The sequence below is a fragment of the Streptomyces sp. RLA012 genome (assembly GCF_056270325.1).
The window spans coordinates 5,343,206-5,361,485 of sequence record NZ_JBWDPA010000002.1 but is presented as its reverse complement, the minus strand read 5'-3'; the positions used below and the strand labels follow the sequence as shown (position 1 = coordinate 5,361,485).

The window sequence follows — 18,280 nt, the reverse complement described above, 5'->3', positions numbered from 1 at the left end:
CAGCACTGGACACGGTGATCGCGTACTCCGTCCTCTTCAGCGGCTGCTGTCGGGATGGCTACGGTGAAACGGGCGGGGGAGGTGCGCCACCTCGCGCTCGAAGTAGGACCTCACGTCTTCCCCTGCCTCGTAGAGCTTCCTGATGTAGTTCTCCCAGCTCCTGACCAGTTCCTGGTCGGTGTGGCGGACCGCGCCGACCGTGGCGCCGGTCTCGGTGTAGAGGACCTGGAAGAGGGTGCTGCGGCCGAGGACAACGATTTCCGGCAGCCGTCCCTCGCGCTCCGCCGAAACCACTTCCTCGGCGCTGACGACGCGAATCCGCTCTCCGTACTCCGCGCGCTGCCGATGGGAGTGGAGCTCCCACTGCACATACGGCGACAACGGCTTCTCGACCACCCGCACGCGGTGAAACACATGGCCCTTGCGTGCGTCTTCCTGGGCGGTGACGCGCAGAGCTTCGCGCCGGTCATCGAGCAGCCGCAGCGCCAGCCCCCACTCTTCTCGTCGCAGCGCGTCCCGGCTGGGGCTGCCCTGCTCTTCGAAGTGCTGCAGTCGCTCCAGTTTCCAGGAGTCCGCGTTGCGGATCGCCGCGTCACGTGTACGAAAGTCCCGTTTGTAGGCGTCCCGGGTGAGCCTTTCGCCATGTCCGGGCGCGAGAACCGGGGGAAGTAGGTCAAGCATCAGGGATGTCTGCCTTCGCCGCGCTGAGCATGCTTCCGGGGATGACGACCAACCGCTCGTCCGGGGCAAGGCTCACGCCGTCGGGAAGGCGAGAACGGTAGGCACCTGTGAGGTCCCTGCCGATGACAGCGATGTCGCCGTTGTCCATCTGCCAGATGTCAGGGCACTCATCACGGCCGTCCGAGGTACCCAGCTCTTTGGCCGACCTCCCCAGCCTTCGTTCGAATAACGCGGACGGATCGGCCTCCCAGGCGCGGGTCATTTTCCGCCTCCAGTCGATTTTGTTGCACATTCAGCTACTACAGATTGTATCCGTTTCGATACGGAGAACAACGGGACATTGGGCCACTGCGGGGCTCGTTCCAGCCGCTGCTGCTCCCAGGGCGCCGGGGATGGGGGTAGAAAGGCCATCACGTAAATAAAAAGAGCGGCTTGAGGGCGACGAGCCCGTTTGCCATCCGCTTCTGGCCAGAGGCCAGCGGTTTGTGACATCAGATCAGTACTGGCGCCCTGCCATCGCGCACAATGGACCCTCATACCGTCCAGGGTGACTCAAGGGGGGCGTGAAGCATGGCTGCCGGAGCGGTCGGGGCTGGGGGAACGGTCGAGCGGGGCGAGGCGGAGTTGCCGCTGCTGGAACACCTCAAGGCGATGGGGTGGCAGTACATCGAGGGAGCCCGGCTGAAGGACGCGGGGGAGCGCGGCGACTTCCGGGATGTGCTGCTGGAGCGGCGGCTGCGGGATGCCGTACGCCGGATCTCGCCCTGGATGACGGACGACGCGCAGACCGAGCCGGCCGTGCACCGGCTGCGTGCGGTCACGCGGCACGTGTCCGCCCAGTCGCTGGCGCAGGCCAACCGGGATGCCACCGAATTGCTGCTGCACGGTGTCCTGCACCAGAGACCGGACGAGCGGGACGTGAAGACGCACGTCGTCGACTGGTCGCGTGAGGCGCTGGAAGGGACCCGGGAGGAGATCCTGGCCCGTAACGACTATCTCGTCGTCGACCAGCTGCGGGTGTGCGACGCGGACGGGCGGGCGGCGGTGCTCGACCTCGTCCTCTTCGTGAACGGCATTCCGCTTGTCGTCATCGAGTGCAAGTCGCCGGACGTACGGGACTCGCTCGGCAAGGCCATCCGCGATCTGCGTGCCTACACCGGTCGGCCCGTGGACGACGACACCCGGCAGGGCGCGGGCGCGCCGCGGGGGATACCGCACCTGTTCGCCCCGGCGCAGCTGCTGGTCGCCGCCGACGGAAGGGACGCCGCGCTCGGTACGTACTCCTCGGCGGAGGAGCACTACGCGCTGTGGCGCAGCCTCACCCCGGACTACGGCAACCCGGACGTCCCCGGGGGCGACGGTGTCGAGACGCTCCGCCGTGAACTGCGTGGCTGGGAGCTTCTCGGGGCGAAGGAACAGCCCTCCCTGCAGCAGCAGTTGACCGCCATCGTCCTCAAGCCCGGCAACCTCCTCAACATCGTCAGGCACTACGTCTTCGAGAAGCCACTCGGAGAGGACGGGAACTCCGGTACCGCGCGGCCCAGGGCAGTGGAGACGAAGACGGCCAAGGTGGTCTGCCGGCACCAGCAGTACCGGGCCACGGAGAAGGTCGTTCTGCGGCTGCGTACGCGCCCCAGCCGCAAGGTCACCGGCCGGGACCGCGACGAGCGGGGCGGTGTCATCTGGCACACGCAGGGTGCGGGCAAGAGCTTCACCATGCAGTTCCTGGCCCGGCGCCTGCACATGAGCCCAGACCCCGAGCTCAACGGCATCACACTGGTCGCGGTCACGGACCGCAACGACCTCCAGCGGCAGCTGCGCAAGGCCGTCGGGCTGAGCGACTCCGAGATCCGCGAGGCCAAGTCCCGGACCGATCTGGAGAAACTGCTGCGCCGGGCCGGCCGTTCCGGCGGACGTGCGGTGATCTTCGCGACCATCCAGAAGTTCCTCGGCGATCTGGCTCCGGGCACCACCGAGGGGCAGGAGGGCGGCGAGGACCGGGCCCTGGCCGAGGACTTCGAGGCGGCGCGGCAACGAGTCGAGGCGGGGGAGAGCGCCGAGGAGGTCGCGGATCCCACGCCCGGCGAGAAGACGCTGCGCAAGGCGGAACGGATCTTCCCCGAGTGCAGCGACGAGGACCGGGTGCTCGTGCTCGTGGACGAGGCCCACCGCTCGCACACCTCCGTCCTCCACGCGTGCCTCCGTAAGGCGCTGCCCAACGCCGCCCGCATCGGGTTCACCGGCACCCCGCTCATGCGGGGACGGTACGACGACACCGGGCGCATCTTCGGCCTCGAACCGAGCACGGAGCCCGGCGGCTCCCCCGAGTTCCTCGACACGTACCGGATGACCGAGGCCGAACGCGACAAGGTCGTCGTTCCCGTTCGCTACGAGGGCCGTGCCACGAAGGCGGAGGTACGGGACAAGGAGCACATGAACGAGTGCTTCGAGGACCTGGTCGAGCCACTGGAGGAGGCCGAGCAGGAGAGGGTGCGGGACAAGTACGGCAAGCCCTCCGTCCGGGCCGTGGCCGAGTCGGCGCCGCTGATACGGCGTAAGGCGGTCGACATGCTGGAGCACTACGTCACCGGCCCGCTCACCGGCGGTTTCAAGGCCCAGGTGGCCGCGGTCAGCAGACGGGCCGCGGTGCTGTACCGCGACGCTCTGCGGGACGCGCGGGCCGATCTGCTGCGCCGGGTCGCGGAGTTCGACCGCAGCGGGCGACGTGAGAGTCTGCGCGGACGTGATCCGGAGACGTACACCGCCGAGGAATCGCTCCTGCTGCGCGCCTGGCAGTTCCAGGAACTGCTGCGCCGTATCGACTTCGTGCCCGTCATCTCCGCCGGTGCGGAGCAGAAGGACGGGCTGTGGACGGAGTGGACCGACGAGAAGCGGCAGCGCGAGCACATCGCCCGCTTTCTCACGCCGTTTCCCGAGCTCCCGCCGGACAACCCCTGGGCCGCCGCTCCTCCCGTCGAGGACGACCCCGTGCCGGCTGGTTCGGTGGGCAACATGAACCCCTGGAGCGATCTGGTCTGGGGCGAGGAGGCCGAACCACCGCCTGTCGCCTTCCTTATCGTCAAGTCCATGCTGCTCACCGGTTTCGACGCGCCCATCGAGCAGGCGCTCTACCTCGACCGGCCCATCCGCGATGCTGAGCTGCTCCAGGCGATCGCCCGAGTCAACCGGCCCGCACGCCGCAAGACCGAGGGCCTGGTCGTCGACTACTACGGGGTGCTGAACAACCTCGGCGTGACGCTGGCCGCTTACCGGGGCAACCCGCGGGCCCTGGACGCGCTGCGCAGCATGGCCGACGAGGTCCCCGCCCTGAAACAGAGTGCGGACGGGTTCCGCACCTTCCTCGCGGGCGCGGGCATCGACGCGGACGGTCTCACGTCTGCGGCCGGTCTCAGCCGCGCCGTCCTCGCCCTGGCGGAGCCCGGGCGGCGGGCCGACTTCGACAGGGTGCTCGGTGAGTTCCTGGGCGCCGTGGACCGTGTGCTGCCGCACGAGGACGCCCTGGAGTATCTCCCCGACATGCGGGCGTGGAGCGTGCTCCAGATGCGCGTACGACGCCACTACCGGGACGACACCGGCGGCGGCTTCGTGATGCGCGGCTACGGGCGCAAGGTGAGGGCGCTGATCGCCGACCACCTGGAAGCGCAGGAGGTGGTGCAGAGGATTCCGCCCGTGTCGATCCTCGCCCCCGACTTCGACGAGGTGGTCGCCACCATGCCGGTCCGCGAGGCTGCCGCCGAACAGGTGCAGGCCCTCCGCTATCACCTGGAGGAGCGGCTGGCAGTGGAGGAGCGGCCCGTGTACCGGCAGCTCTCCGAGGAACTGGAGCGGGTGCTTCAGGACTTCGCCGAGCGTTGGGACGTCATCGGCCGGGAGCTCGGTCCCTTGGTTGACAGGGCTCGGCGTGCCGAGCAGAGCGACCCCGCCATCGCCGATCTGACGCCGATGGAACGACGGCTGTACGTCCTGATCGGCGAGAAACTGACGGAGAGCGAGCTCCTGGAGAGTCAGCCACCGGAGGAGCTGCGGCGTCTCGTCGCCGAGATGTACGACGAGATCACCAGCCGGGTGAGACTGGCCTCCTTCGGCGGTGAGGAGGCGCACGTGACGATGCTGGAGGCGCGCCTGTACGAGCGGCTCCGTGCGGCCGGGTTCCGCCGCGGCGGTGAAGGGCGTAAGGAAGTGAAACGGCTCGCGTCGACACTCGCCGGATACGCTGCACAGCACCTGGACGCGTTCCGGGCCGAGGCCCGGAGAGAATAGGTTCATGCCGACGCAGCCCGCTCGCCCTGCGGCCCGTCTCGATGAGCCCGCGCTCACCGAGGGCGGGACGTTGGTCGTCGACGGGCGTGCGCTGAGAGTGCGAATCAGCGTTCGCCGCCGTCGCCTGGGCCTGACAGTCGAGCGGGACAGGTCTCTCACCCTGCACGCTCCTGAGGGATGCGCGGTTGGGCGAGCCGAGAAGTTCGTGCGTGGCAGCGAGGACTGGATCGCCGCAAAGACCCGCCTTAGCGACGAGCGCCGTCAGCTGCATCCCGTCCGTACCCTCCGGGACGGCGAGATCCATCGTTACCTGGGGCGGGACTATAGGCTCCTCGTTGTCGGCGACGAGTCCGAGGCGGACGCTGCGTTGGTCGACACAGCCAGAGCGTCTGCTGTTCGGCTTGTCGCGGGACGGCTGCGTATGGACAGCGCAGTTGCCGCTGATCCGGCGCTTGCGCGCAAGGCACTCGCCGATTGGTACAGCAGGGCTGGGCAGCGATGGATGCGGGGTCGGCTCCAGCCGTGGGCTGCCCGGATGGACGTTCCCGAACCGGCGGTACGAGTCCGTGGCCTAGGGCACCGGTGGGGAAGCTATAGCTCGGAGGCAGCCGACGGCGGACTTATCTCTCTGCACTGGGCGACCTTCCAACTGCCGATCCATCTTGTCGACTATGTCGTTGCCCATGAGCTGGCGCATGCCCGTGTGTCTGGGCACGGTCCTGACTATTGGCGGCTACTGGGCAGGGCCCTTCCGGAATGCCGACGACTCAAGACAGAGCTGGATGAACTGGGCCGACGGGTCTGGATGGGCGACCTTGCGCGCTGATCAGTTTCGGATGGCTGGGGCGCCGCCATGCATTTAGGCTCGGTCCCTGCAGGGGACATCTGTCTCCTGGAGTCGACGAGATGACTGCCCCGTCCGCACCACCAGAAGCGATCCTGGCGCCCTGCGAAGGCCTGATCGGGCTAGCGGTCGAGTCGTAGCTCAGCACGGCGTCCGTCGTGTGGTGGTCCTGCCTGCTGCGAGCCGGACGGAACGTGCTGCACGTGGTTCATCTTGCGGCCACGGTGATCGTCATGGCGGCGGTGTTACTGCACGTGAGCTGGGCCCTGTGGTTCAGGGGAGGCCGGCTTCAGAGTTTTGAACCTGACCCTGATCGCCGTACGCGGCATCGTGGTGCTCACGCCGTCGATCCTGATCCTTCAGGACAAGTAGCGTCGGCGGGACGCGATCCAACACTCCGGTGAATCTTCGGCGAAGCCGGGCGCCGCCCTGTCCCCGGCCGGGGGCTCCCCGCACCCGGCATGCCCATCCTTGACCTGGACATGGCCTGTTCCTGGTTCCTGAGGGGACGGTACGCGACGACGATCTACGCGTGTAGTGCACAGAGTCACGCAACTCCCCGCACGGCTCGCCCAGTTGCTCCCGTCAGCCAAGTCCCAGCCAGTCCCAGGAGACACGTATGCCCGTCAATCCCATGAACCGCCGGGAGTTCGTGAAGAAGTCGGCCGTCACCGGGGCGGCCGTCACCGTGGCGGGGGCGGTCGCCGCGACCCCGGCCCAGGCCCAGGCCGTGGACCGGAAGCCCGAAAAGGCGCCCCGTACCTGGTCGTTCTCCATCCTGGGCACCACCGACCTGCACAGCCACGTCTTCGACTGGGACTACTACACGGACGCGGCGTACACGGACAGCAAGGGCAACTCCGTGGGCGTCGCCCGCGTCGCCACCCTCATCAAGCAGCAGCGCGCCGCCAAGGGCGAGGAGCACGTTCTGCTTGTCGACGCCGGCGACATCATCCAGGGCACCTCACTCGCGTACTACTACGCCCGCGTCGACCCCATCGTCGCCGCCAAGGGCAAGCGCGCCCCCGTGCACCCCATGGCCATCGCCATGAACCACATGCGGTACGACGCCGCCGCCCTCGGCAACCACGAGTTCAACTACGGCATCGAGACCCTGCGCACGTTCGAGAAGCAGTGTCACTTCCCGCTGCTCGGCGCCAACGCCCTGGACGCCAAGACGCTGCGCCCCGCCTTCCAGCCGTACACCGTGAAGCGCGTCCGCGTGCCCGGCGCCCCGGACATCAAGGTCGGCATCCTCGGCCTCACCAACCCCGGAATCGCCCTCTGGGACAAGGACAACGTCTCCGGGAAGATGGCGTTCACCGGGCTCGTCGAGCAGGCGAAGAAGTACGTCCCGCGGATGCGTGCCCTCGGCTGCGACGTCGTGTTCCTCACCGACCACTCGGGCCTGGACGGCAGTTCCTCGTACGGCTCCGAGCTCCCGTACGTCGAGAACGCCTCCAACCTCGTCGCCCAGCAGGTCCCCGGCATCGACGCGATCCTCGTCGGTCACACGCACGTCGAGGTCTCGTCGTACACGGTGAAGAACGAGCAGACGGGCAAGGACGTCGTCCTCTCCGAGCCGTACTGCTGGGGCATGCGCCTGACCGTCTTCGACTTCGAACTCGAACTCGTCCACGGCCAGTGGAAGGTGACGAGCACCAAGGCACAGACCCTCAACAGCAACACGGCCGAGGAGGACCCGGAGATCACCAGGCTCCTCAAGGCCGACCACGACCTGGTCGTGAAGTACGTCAACACGCCGGTGGGCACCTGCACCGCGGACCTCTCCGCGGCCGAGTCCTGCTGGAAGGACGTCCCGGTCATGGACTTCATCCACCAGGTCCAGATGGACACGGTGGCCTCCGGCCTGTCCACCGCCGACGCCGCCCTTCCGCTGATCTCCGTCGCCGCGCCCTTCAGCCGCACCGCCGACATCCCGGCGGGCAGCGTCACCATCCGCGACGTGGCCGGGCTCTACATCTACGACAACACCCTGTACGGCAAGAAGCTCACGGGCGCCCAGCTCAAGGACTACCTGGAGTACGCGGCGAAGTACTACCACCAGGTCCCGTCCGGCACGAAGGTGGACACCGCCACCCTCACCAACGCCAACAACTTCTGGGACTACATGTACGACACCGCCGCGGGCGTCGAGTACGACATCGACATCGCGCAGGCCGAGGGCTCCCGCATCAAGAACCTCACCTACAAGGGCGCGGCCGTCACCGACGACCAGGTCTTCGTCGTCGCCGTCAACAACTACCGCGCCAACGGCGGCAGCGGCTACCCGCACATCGCCGCCGCCGACATCGCGTACAGCTCCACCAACGAGATCCGTCAGCTGATGATCGACTACGTCACGTCCAAGGGCAGCCTCGACCCGGCCGACTTCGCGGTCACCAACTGGAAGCTGACGCAGGACGGGACGGCGGTGTTCTAGATACCGCTGTTCTGGACGCCGGTGTTCTGGACGCCGGTGTTCCGGACGGGACGCCGGCGCGGCCCGGGCTTCGCCGGAAACGGTGACGCCCGGGCCTTGGCGTTCACCCCGACCACCCCGACGTCAGCCGGTACGTGCCCGCCCGGCGCACCGTCAGCCGCGTCCAGGGCCCCGCCGCCCGCACGCGCCCCCCGTCCGCATGGAGCCACGGCGAGTACGCGACCCGTACGGTCACCGTCCCGGCCCGCTCCATCCGCAGCAGCACATCCGCCTCGCCCGCACGCAGCACCCGCGCCGGGGCCGAGACGAGCGGGCGGGCGTCGGTGACGCGGTAGATCCTCCAGTACGGGTCGTGCCAGACGGGCCGGAGCCAGGGCTGCCGTCCGGCCCGGACCAGAGCGGCCTCGCGGCGGGCCGGGCCGTCGGGCTCCGCCTCCGGCAGGATCACGTATCCGACCGCCCAGTGGCGCAGCCAGGCGTGGTACTGGGCGCCGTCGAGGTGGTCGGCGTAGAAGAGGCGGCCCCGTTCGACGTCCAGCTGCCGGTTCCAGCCCCGTATCAGCTGCGCGTGCGGGGCGAAGAGGGCGGCCTCGCGGTGGTTGCGGGCCGGGACCACTTCGACCCGGCCGTGGTCGGCCCGCAGCCGGCGGAGTTCCGTGAGCACCCCGTGGGTGTGGCGCGCCCACGCCGGCACGGGTGCGGTGACGCGTACGTCGGTGGTCGTCATCACAGCGGTCCACGACACGGACCCCGCGAGCGCGAGCCCGGCAACGACGACACCGACGACACCGACGACACCGACGTACGCGCCGCTCCCGCGGCGCGGAGCCGATCGGGCGGACGGTCCGGTGGTGAGCAGTGCCGCGAGGAGGGCTGTCGGAGCGAAGAGGGCTGCCAGTCGCTCCACATTGGTGCCGATCGGGGAGGGGACCAGCCAGGTCAGTACGGTCCCGAGCGCGTACACGGTCGCCGCGCCCCGGGCGACCCGCCAGTCGCGCGGGGCCGCGGCCGTCACCGCCGCGGACAGGAGCAGCGGCAGCAGCATCCGGCCCGCGGCCATGGGCTGTTCCCCCTGGAAAGGGAACAGTGCGGCCGTCGACGCGACGACCGCCACCGGCGGCAGGGCGAGGGCCACGCACTTCGCGTACTGGCGGTCGAGCAGCTGACCCGCGCCCACGACCAGCAGGAACAGCCCGGCCACCGGGCTCGTCAGGGTGGCGAGGAGTGCGCCCAGGGCGGCCGTGGCGAGCCGGCCGGGTCGCGCACCGCGGCCCGCCACCGCCGACAGGCCCGCCAGTCCGAAGGCGAGGCCGAGGGCGAACGTCGTCCGCCCCGAGGCGACATTCGCCCACAGCGCGAGCGCGCCGAGCAGCGCGGGCCACAGCGGGGTCCGGCGCGCCCCGGCCATCGTCCGCGTCAACAGCGCGGCCAGCAGCCAGGTGGCCGTCAGACCCGCGAGGACGGAGACGGTACGTACGCCCAGCAGCGCCATCAACTCCGGTGACAGCACGCTGTAGTTGGCGGTGTGCGTGCCGCCGTACCAGAACAGCCCGTACACCGTGCCCGGGTGCCGCGCCGCGAAGCCCGCCCACGTGTACTGGGCCGCGAGGTCGCCGCCGCCCGTCGCGAGGAACGCGGCCCACACCCCGTGGAGCGGGAGGACTGCGAGGGTGGTGAGGAGCGGGACGCGGTGGGCCCGCGGTCCCGGTCCCGCCCCACGCTTCCCCCTGGGCGTGGCGGCTGTTCCGGGTGCTGTTCGCGCGACGGTCGTCACGGAAGGCGTGTGATCGGGCACGAAGGGTGACGATACCTGGGAACGGGGGAGCGGGTTCGGCCGCGGCCGGGTCGCACCCGTTCGTGCGCGGGTGAGGACAAGCCGGCGGATGAGGGGAAGGTGGAGGCGGGCGCCGGACGGGCGGGCCTAGGGCAGGCGGGCCTCGGGCAGACAGGCCTCGGGCAGGCGGGCCTCGGACAGGCCAGGGGTGGTGCGCGGAGTCGGCCCCACCCCTGGCCGGCGAGGGTCCGGCTCAGCTGAAGATGATCATCGATCCCTGGGCGAGACTACGGGTGGCCGCCGCGTGCAGCCCCAGCCAGACGTGCCGCTCGCGGGCGAACGGGCTCGCGTCGTAGGGGGCGGGCGCGGCCGGCTCCTCCAGCTCGGTGGGAGCCATCGGCGGCTGCGGGGCCGCGGGCGGGTTCGCCGGGTCGATGCCGATCGACGGGGCCACGAACTCCAGCTCCCGCAGCAGCGTCTGGGAGGAGCCCAGGGGGCCGCCCCCGGCGAGGAGCTCGTCGTTGGCGAGCGGATGCGGGAAGTCGACGGGGACGTACGCGCCCGCGTGGTCGTAGTGCCACACGAGGTGCGACTGCTGGGCGTTCGTCTCGAACATCTCCAGCAGCTGCTCGTAGTCGCCGCCCAGCTCGTCCACCGGGGTCACCGCGAGCCCGCACATCTGGAGCAGATACGCCCGGCGCAGGAAGTGCAGCGCGTCGTAGTCGAAGCCCGCGACCGGGGCCACGTCACCGGACAGCCCGGGCATGTACGCGTACACCGGGACGGGCGGGAGTCCGGCCTCGCCCAGCGCCTTGTCGTAGAGCGCCAGTTCCTCGGCGAAGGGGTTGTCAGGGGTGTGGCACAACACGTCGACGAGCGGGACCAGCCACAGGTCACAGGCCAACAGACGGCTCCTCTAGCTCCTGGGGAAGCACGGTGGTCGGGGAGTGGCTCCCCGGGGGGAGCACGGTGGTCAGGGAAGCGTAATGGGTGAGGCCCGTCCTCAGTCACCCTCGTGCAGATCCCATACCCACACCCCGTGCACCCACGTACCCGGGCGGCCCACCAGCTTGTCCACGGTCTCCCGCAGCTGGTCCTGGTGGTCCTGCGGAACCAGGACCAGCGCGCCCGCCTTCCAGTACGTGAAGTCGGCGCGGGCCTGTGCCTGCCAGTTCTCGCCGATCACGGGGACGACCCCCGTATACCGTACGTCGCGCAGCATGTTCGAGGTGTGGCGGGGCGAGGCCCCGTAGATGCCGACGTGGTCCTCGCCGTACGGGCCGTTGAAGTATCCGCCGGGCATCTTGAAGCCGAGGTGCGCGGCCGTCTGCCAGTGCAGTGCCTCCGCGTTGCCCGGGTCGGGCACCGGCACCGGCACCAGGGACTCGCCCTTCGCGGTGTCGACGTATGCCTGCCAGCTCCCGTCGGTGAAGAACGCGGGCACCGCCACCCGGTCCACCGTCTTCAGCGGCGCGGGCACGAGGGGGAGCAGCGCGGCGGCGACGGCCAGCGCGCCGAAGTACTGCGTGGCGGCACTGCGTGACCGCATCAGCGCCTCGATCGCGAGCGCCACCAGCATGCCCAGCGCGGGTGCGCAGATCATCGCGACCCGCCCCTCGATGACGGACTCGAAGAGGGGCTTGTGGGCCACCAGCGCCCAGGGCCCGGGCAGCACGGTGTCGGTCGTCGGGATCCGGAACTTCGGCCCCAGGGACAGCAGGGCCGCGGCGATCGCCGTGAACGCGAGCGCCTTCACGAGGGTCCGCTCCCACAGCCGTATGACGACCGCGAAGGCGAACGCGACCAGCGGCCACCCGTAGAAGGCGTTCTGTTCGGTCGGGTTGAGGGAGAGCGCGTTGGCGTTCTCCGCGCTCCCGGCGACGAGCGAGCGCTCGGCGAAGGAGAGGAGGGCGAGCGGGCTGTTGCCGGCGTTGTCGCCGTGCAGCACGCTCTTGTAGCTCTGCGGCCCCGCGAACTGCCAGTACAGCGGAAAGGCGACGACGGGCAGGCACACGGCGCCGGCGATCGCGATCCCCTTGAGCAGCGGACGCCAGGAGGCCCTGGCCACGTCCCGGCGCACGAGCCCGTACCCGAGGGCGAAGAGCACCATGCCCATCGACGCGAGCAGCAGGGGCTCCTCGCCGAGGAAGATCTGGTACGTCACCATCAGCCCGAGCACGATCCCGTCCCGGACGACCCGCGCGCCGGTGCACAGCCGCAGCGCGCGGTCGACGATCAGCGGGACCATGAACAGGACGACGAAGTTCGGGTGCGCGTTGGCGTGGCTGACCATCGGGGGAGCGAAGGCGGCGAGCGTCGCGCCGAAGAAGGCGGCGCCCCGGTGCCGTACGACCCGTTTGACGATCAGCCAGTACCAGGCGAGGCCGGTCGCGGCCAGCCCCAGCGTCATGACGAGGGTGAGGGCGACCGCGGGGCCGAAGGCCAGCGTGATCGGCGCTAAGGGGACGGACAGGCCCAGCATGACCGTGTTGGCCATGAGGTTCACGCCGTCCGGGAAGCCCTGGAGGGTGCTGAAGAGCGGGTTGTGGAGGTGGCGGACGCTGTCCGCCGTGACCGCGAAGAACCACTCCCACTGGTTCTGGTCCTGGAGAGAGTCCGGGAGGTAGCGGCCGTCCGGGTCCGCCCAGCGGCCGGAGTAGAGGACGACCGCCATGAGAAGGAAGAGGGCGGCGGCGAGGAGGTCGGCGGGCCGGACGGAACGGGCCTTGAGGAGGGTGAGTTCGGCGAGGACGCGGACGTAGTCGAGGGGCCGTACCTTCGAGCCGGGCTGATGCGACCAGCGGACCGGAACCTCGGCCACCGGCCACCCGGACCGCCGGAAGTGCTGCAGCACCTCTATGTCGATCCCCCAGCCGTTGAGCCGGGACGTCCCGAACGCCTCCCGGGCCCGGTCCCCCTCGAACAGCTTGAACCCGCACTGGGTGTCGCGTATGCCGGGCACCGCGAGCCGCTGTATGAGGAAGTTGCCCGCGCGGCCGAGGAACTCGCGCAGCCGGTGCTGACGCGCCTCTATCGTCGCGCCGGCCGTGGCCCGGGACCCGATCGCGGCCGCGTTCCCCTCCGCGAGCGCCTTGTCGAGCAGCTGCAGTTCCTCGATCGGCGCGGCGAGATCGGCGTCCGTGACGAGGACGCGTCGGCCGCAGGAGGCGACTACGCCCAGCCGCAGGGCGCTGCCCTTGCCGCGGTTGCGGGGGCTGGCGACGAGCTTGACGCGGGGCTCGCGGGCGGTGACGGCGGTGACGACGTCCCGCGTCCCGTCCGTGGACCCGTCGTCCACGACGACGACTTCCCAGGTGCCGAGGTGGCCCTCGTTCTCGCGCAGGTAGGTGACGATGGCGTCGAGGGTCGGGGCGAGCCGCCGCTCCTCGTTGTAGGCGGGAACGACGACCGTGAGATCGATGGCAGGGGCCGGCATGTCCTCTATGACGTCCATAGTCTGGGGGTGGGGGGCGCTCATTCGGCGGCCAGGCGCTCGATGAGGGCCAGGGAGTGTGCGTTGTACGCGGCGACGATCGCGTGCGCCGCGGCCGGGTCGCGGTGCGCGAGTGCGTCCACGAGCTCCGTGTGTCCCGCCCACAGGTGGCCCTTCAGGTCCTCCACCCGGCGTAGGTGCTGCACCGTGCACACCCAGGACTGGACGCGCAGGCGGTGCAGGAAGTCGGCGAGGTAGGGGTTGCCGAAGAGGGCGCTCAGCTCGCGCCAGAAGCGGAGGTCGTAGCCGATGAGGATGTTCAGGTCGCCGGCGAGGGCGGCGCGCTGGGCCTCCTCGCCGCGGCGGCGGACGCCGGCCAGGGCGGCGAGGGCGCGGGGGTCGTCGACCTGCGCCATGCCGCCGAGGGTGAGGCTGGTGAACATGCCGTCCGTGACGAGGCTCCTGGCCTCGATCATGCCGCGGTAGTCGTCCGTGGAGTACTCGTGCACGCGGAAGCCGCGGTGCTGGTCCGCCTCCAGGAGGCCCTGGGCCGACAGGTCGACCAGGGCCTCGCGGACCGGGGTCGCGGAGACGCCGTACTGCTCGGCGATCTCCTTCACCGTGAATTCCTTCCCCGGTTGGAGTCGGCCGGCCAGCACCTCGTCGCGGAGCGCGTCCGCGAGCTGCTGTCGCAGGGTGCTACGGGTTACGGCGCCGCTGCCGCCGGTGCCGGGCATGGTGTCTGGCTCCCCCATCGCGTACGGGTGCACGTCCGTGCGTGCGCGTTTTTGTGCTTCATCTATGAGCACGTCACATTACGCGTTGGGGTTCCATAAAAACCTCTCCCGTCCCGTCCGCCGCTGCCCACCCGGGGGCTCCGCCCCGGCCCCCACCGGCCCGCGGTGAAGGGATCTCCCGAGGTCAGGGGGCGGAGGCCCGGGTTGGGGCGGGGTGGTGGGGGCGAGGAACCGTTCCGTGGTGTCAGACCGTGTGCTCGTCCGCCACCGACAACGCCTCGTCCAGCACCGCGAGCCCCTCCTTCGCCTCCGCTTCGGAGACATTGCACGGCGGCACGACATGCGTACGGTTCATGTTGATGAACGGCCACAGCCCCAGCGCCTTCGCGGCCGAGCCGAACGCGACCATCGGCGCATTGGCCTCACCGGAGGCGTTGTACGCGACCAGCGGCTCCCGGGTCGACCGGTCCTTGACCAGCTCCAGTGCCCAGAACACCCCCGTACCGCGCACCTCACCGACACTGGGATGCCGGGAGGCCAGCTCCCGCAGCCCGGGCCCGAGCACCGTCTCCCCGATCCGCGCGGCCTGCTCGACGATCCCCTCCTCCTCCATCACGTTGATCGTGGCGACGGCGGCCGCACAGGCCAGCGGATGTCCGGAGTACGTGAGCCCCCCGGGGTAGGGCCGCCGTGCGAAGGTCTCCGCGATCGCCGCGGAGACGGCCACGCCGCCCAGCGGGACATAGCCCGAGTTCACGCCCTTGGCGAAGGTCATCAGGTCCGGCGTCACGTCGTAGTGGTCCGCCGCGAACCACTTGCCCGTCCGTCCGAACCCCGCCATGACCTCGTCCAGGACGAACACGATCCCGTACTGGTCGCACAGGGCCCGCACCCCGGCCAGATAGCCCGGCGGCGGCATCATGATCCCCGCCGTACCCGGAATCGTCTCCAGGATGACGGCCGCTATGGTCCCCGGGCCCTCGAAGACGATCGTGTCCTCCAGGTGCTGCAGCGCCCGCTCGCACTCCTGCCGCTCACTGTCCGAGTGGAAGGGCGAGCGGTAGAGGAACGGCGCCCAGAAGTGGACGACCCCCGCCGCACCGCTGTCGTTCGGCCAGCGCCGCGGGTCACCGGTGAGATTGATCGCGGTGGCGGTCGCCCCGTGGTAGGAGCGGTACGCGGAGAGCACCTTCGGCCGCCCGGTGTGCAGCCGGGCCATCCGGGTCGCGTTCTCGACGGCCTCCGCGCCACCGTTGGTGAAGAAGATCTTGTCCAGGTCGCCCGGGGTCCGCTCGGCGATCAGCCGGGCCGCCTCCGAACGGGCCTCAACGGCGAAGGCGGGCGCGAACGTGGACAGGGTCGCGGCCTGCTCCTGGATCGCGGCGACGACCTTCGGGTGCTGGTAACCGATGTTGGTGAAGACGAGCCCGCTGGTGAAGTCCAGATACCGCTTGCCGTCGTAGTCCCAGAAGTACGACCCCTCCGCGCCGGCGACGGCGAGCGGGTCGATGAGCTCCTGCGCGGACCAGGAGTGGAACACGTGCGCACGGTCCGCGGCCTTCACGGCGGCGCCGGCCTGGGGGTTGGGCTGAGGGGTCATGCGCCGAAGCGTAGGTGTCCACGGAGGGGCCGCGACATCGACGTCCTGTCTGCGGCCGGGGCCTTTCCGCGACAGTCTGTCGGGCTTGGCGACGAGCGACGGCCACGCCGAACCGTCGGCCGGACCGCCCGACGAGGAGGGAACGACAGCACCGGGAACGACAGCGCCGGGATCGTACGAGTTCGGGGCGAATGTCGGCGAATGTCGGCGGTTCTCGACGAGATCGACGGGGCTGCGACGGACGTCACGAACACGGCAGATGCTGTTACCGAACCGTAGACACCACCCCACCCGCCTCCCGTACGGCCGCACTATCCTCGGGCTCGGGCTGTTGCACAGGTACGGGGCAGGTACGGGGCAGGTACGGGGGAAGGCGGCGGGACGATGGAGAAGCTGGGGGCCGGGGATCCGCAGCGGATCGGGGCGTACCGACTGCTCGCGCGGCTCGGTGCCGGCGGGATGGGGCGCGTGTATCTGGCCCGCTCCGACCGGGGCCGTACCGTCGCCGTCAAACTGGTGCGGGAGGAACTCGCCGCGCAGGAGGAGTTCCGGGCGCGCTTCCGGCAGGAGGTGCGGGCCGCGCACCGGGTCGGCGGGTACTGGACCGCGCCCGTCCTCGACGCGGACACCGGGGCCGAGATCCCGTGGGTGGCGACCGGTTACGTCGCGGGACCGTCCCTGCAGACCGTCGTGGGCCACGACCACGGCGCGCTCCCGGAACGTTCCGTCCGCATCCTCGCGGCCGGACTCGCCCACGCCCTCAAGGACATCCACGCCGCCGGCCTCATCCACCGCGACCTGAAGCCCTCCAACGTGCTCGTGACGATCGACGGCCCGCGGGTCATCGACTTCGGGATCGCGCGCGCCCTGGAGACCGTCACCGAGGGCGGTCTCACCCGCACCGGCGCACTCGTCGGCTCGCCCGGGTTCATGGCGCCCGAGCAGGTCCGCGGCGACCGTGTCACGCCCGCGTGCGACGTCTTCTGCCTGGGCTCGGTCCTCTCGTACGCCGCCACGGGCGTCCTGCCCTTCGGGGCGGCGAACAGCGGGGTGCACGCGATGATGTTCCGCATCGCGCAGGAGGATCCCGACCTGGAGGGCGTACCGGAGGGCCTCGCCGGCCTCGTACGGCACTGTCTGCGCAAGGACCCCGCCGCGCGCCCCGGTCTCGACGAGATCCTGGCGCGCACCGGGGCGGAGGACACCGTCGCGGACGGGCGGGCCCGTGACCCGTGGCTGCCGAGTGCGCTGGTGGCCCAACTGGGGCGGCACGCCGTGCGGTTGCTGGACACGGAGAACCCGGCCGAGGCCCCGGCCCCGGGTCCCGCTCCGGCCACCACTCCGCAGACGGCCGGCGTTCCCGCCCCGGGAGCCGCCCCGGGCTTCGACCTGTCCAAGCCCCCGTCCGCCCCCGCCGTGCCGCCCGCCCCCGAGGTCGCCCCGGAACACGGCCCCGCCGAGGAGAGCCCCACGCCGCCCCCGTCCGGGCAGCCGGCCTCCGCGGACCACCTCCCCACGATGAGCGCGGGCGCGGGCGCGGGCGCGGGTGGGACGCCTGCGCCGCCCGCACCGCCCGCCGCGTACCCCGCCCACCCGGCCTACGGCTATCCCCAGCAGCACCCCAGCCCCTCGGGCCCCTCCGGCTACGGCTATCCGCAGAGCGGCTGGGGCGCCCCCGGTCCCTACGGCTCGACACCGCCGCACGGACCGGGCGTGCCCCCAGCGCCGTACGGGCCGGGATCGGCCACGTCGCCGTACGGTCCCGGAGGTGCTCCCGAGCCCGAGCCGCCGCGCAGAAGCGGCCGTTCCACCGCCGCCCTGGTGGCCGTGGCGCTGGTCGTCGCGCTCGGCGCGGGCGGTTCCGTCTACGCGCTGATGCAGGGCGGCGGCGAGGACACCGACGACTCCAAGGCGTCCTCGCCCACCGGCGCGCCCACGACGCCGGGCCCGACGACACCCGACCAGTCGTCCCCGTCGCCCTCCTCCGCCTCTCCCTCCAGTTCCTCTTCCTCTTCCTCTTCCTCTTCCGGTTCACCCTCGCCGCAGGCCCCCCAGGGCGGCGCGATCCCGGAGGCGTTCCTCGGCACCTGGAACTCCTCCATCGACAACGCGACCGGTCACAACACCCGCCAACTCGCCATCCAGCAGGGCGAGGTGGGCGGCACGGTCCTCTCGCTCGTCGCGGAAGGGCCGTCCGGCGCCGGCACGTACCACTGTGTCTTCCAGGCCACACTGACCGCCGCCCCGGTCACCGGCGGCCCCCTGGAGATCGGCCCCTCCGAAGTCCTCAGCGGCGAACCGGCGTCCTCCTGCACACCGGGCGCCGCCTCGGAGATCACCCTCCTGTCCGACGGCCGGCTGCGCCGGGTGAACACGGACTCCGGCGAGGCGCTGACGTACACGAAGAGCGGTTGACGCACCTGACGAGGCACTGGCACTGAACACTCTGTCGGTTGTCGTGACCGGCCGCTTAACTTCACCTCGCGT

The 18,280-nt window shown here is 70.5% G+C and carries 11 protein-coding genes; 4 read left to right on the top strand and 7 right to left on the bottom strand.

Translation table 11 applies throughout. The annotated features are described in order from the left end of the window. Nucleotides 1-36: 36 nt before the first annotated feature. Nucleotides 37-681 (bottom strand): DUF6879 family protein, encoded by a 645-nt coding sequence (locus RV986_RS24445; RefSeq protein WP_475919440.1) that lies wholly within the window; start codon nucleotides 679-681, stop codon nucleotides 37-39. Then, entirely contained in the window at nucleotides 674-943 is a 270-nt protein-coding gene (locus RV986_RS24440; RefSeq protein ID WP_475924409.1) for a hypothetical protein, read from the bottom strand. Before RV986_RS24440 ends, RV986_RS24445 begins: the two co-directional genes overlap by 8 nt. 308 nt (nucleotides 944-1,251) lie before the next feature. Between RV986_RS24440 and RV986_RS24435 the strand changes: the two genes are divergently transcribed. The 3 genes from RV986_RS24435 (at nucleotide 1,252) to RV986_RS24425 (ending at nucleotide 8,249) form a co-directional block, all read left to right on the top strand. Continuing rightward, complete coding sequence (locus RV986_RS24435) at nucleotides 1,252-4,962, top strand: type I restriction endonuclease subunit R (RefSeq protein ID WP_475919439.1); 3,711 nt, start codon at nucleotides 1,252-1,254, stop codon at nucleotides 4,960-4,962. A 4-nt stretch (nucleotides 4,963-4,966) separates the two neighbouring features. Beyond that, complete coding sequence (locus RV986_RS24430) at nucleotides 4,967-5,788, top strand: M48 family metallopeptidase (RefSeq protein WP_475919438.1); 822 nt, start codon at nucleotides 4,967-4,969, stop codon at nucleotides 5,786-5,788. 637 nt (nucleotides 5,789-6,425) lie between these two features. Further along, nucleotides 6,426-8,249 (top strand): bifunctional metallophosphatase/5'-nucleotidase, encoded by a 1,824-nt coding sequence (locus RV986_RS24425; RefSeq protein WP_475919437.1) that lies wholly within the window; start codon nucleotides 6,426-6,428, stop codon nucleotides 8,247-8,249. Between the two features lie 103 nt (nucleotides 8,250-8,352). On the opposite strand, the gene RV986_RS24420 is transcribed toward RV986_RS24425, so the two are convergent. The 5 genes from RV986_RS24420 to RV986_RS24400 form a co-directional block, all read right to left on the bottom strand. After that, the gene (locus RV986_RS24420) at nucleotides 8,353-10,023 is read right to left on the bottom strand and encodes a hypothetical protein (protein ID WP_475919436.1); all 1,671 of its coding nucleotides are present in this window, start codon (nucleotides 10,021-10,023) and stop codon (nucleotides 8,353-8,355) included. 253 nt (nucleotides 10,024-10,276) lie between these two features. Then, on the bottom strand, nucleotides 10,277-10,927 hold the full coding sequence (locus tag RV986_RS24415; protein ID WP_054231368.1) for a hypothetical protein: 651 nt from the start codon (nucleotides 10,925-10,927) through the stop codon (nucleotides 10,277-10,279). Between the two features lie 99 nt (nucleotides 10,928-11,026). Beyond that, nucleotides 11,027-13,477, bottom strand: coding sequence for a dolichyl-phosphate beta-glucosyltransferase (locus RV986_RS24410; RefSeq protein WP_475919435.1), 2,451 nt, complete (start codon nucleotides 13,475-13,477; stop codon nucleotides 11,027-11,029). Nucleotides 13,478-13,497: 20 nt separating this feature from the next. Beyond that, on the bottom strand, nucleotides 13,498-14,193 hold the full coding sequence (locus tag RV986_RS24405; RefSeq protein WP_475919434.1) for a GntR family transcriptional regulator: 696 nt from the start codon (nucleotides 14,191-14,193) through the stop codon (nucleotides 13,498-13,500). A gap of 244 nt (nucleotides 14,194-14,437) precedes the next feature. Further along, nucleotides 14,438-15,793 carry an aminotransferase class III-fold pyridoxal phosphate-dependent enzyme gene (locus tag RV986_RS24400; RefSeq protein WP_475919433.1) on the bottom strand — a complete coding sequence of 452 codons (1,356 nt, stop codon included), beginning with the start codon at nucleotides 15,791-15,793 and terminating at the stop codon, nucleotides 14,438-14,440. Nucleotides 15,794-16,177: 384 nt separating this feature from the next. On the opposite strand from RV986_RS24400, the gene RV986_RS24395 reads away from it, so the two are divergent. Then, nucleotides 16,178-18,208 (top strand): serine/threonine-protein kinase, encoded by a 2,031-nt coding sequence (locus RV986_RS24395; RefSeq protein ID WP_475919432.1) that lies wholly within the window; start codon nucleotides 16,178-16,180, stop codon nucleotides 18,206-18,208. The last annotated feature ends 72 nt before the right edge of the window (nucleotides 18,209-18,280 follow it).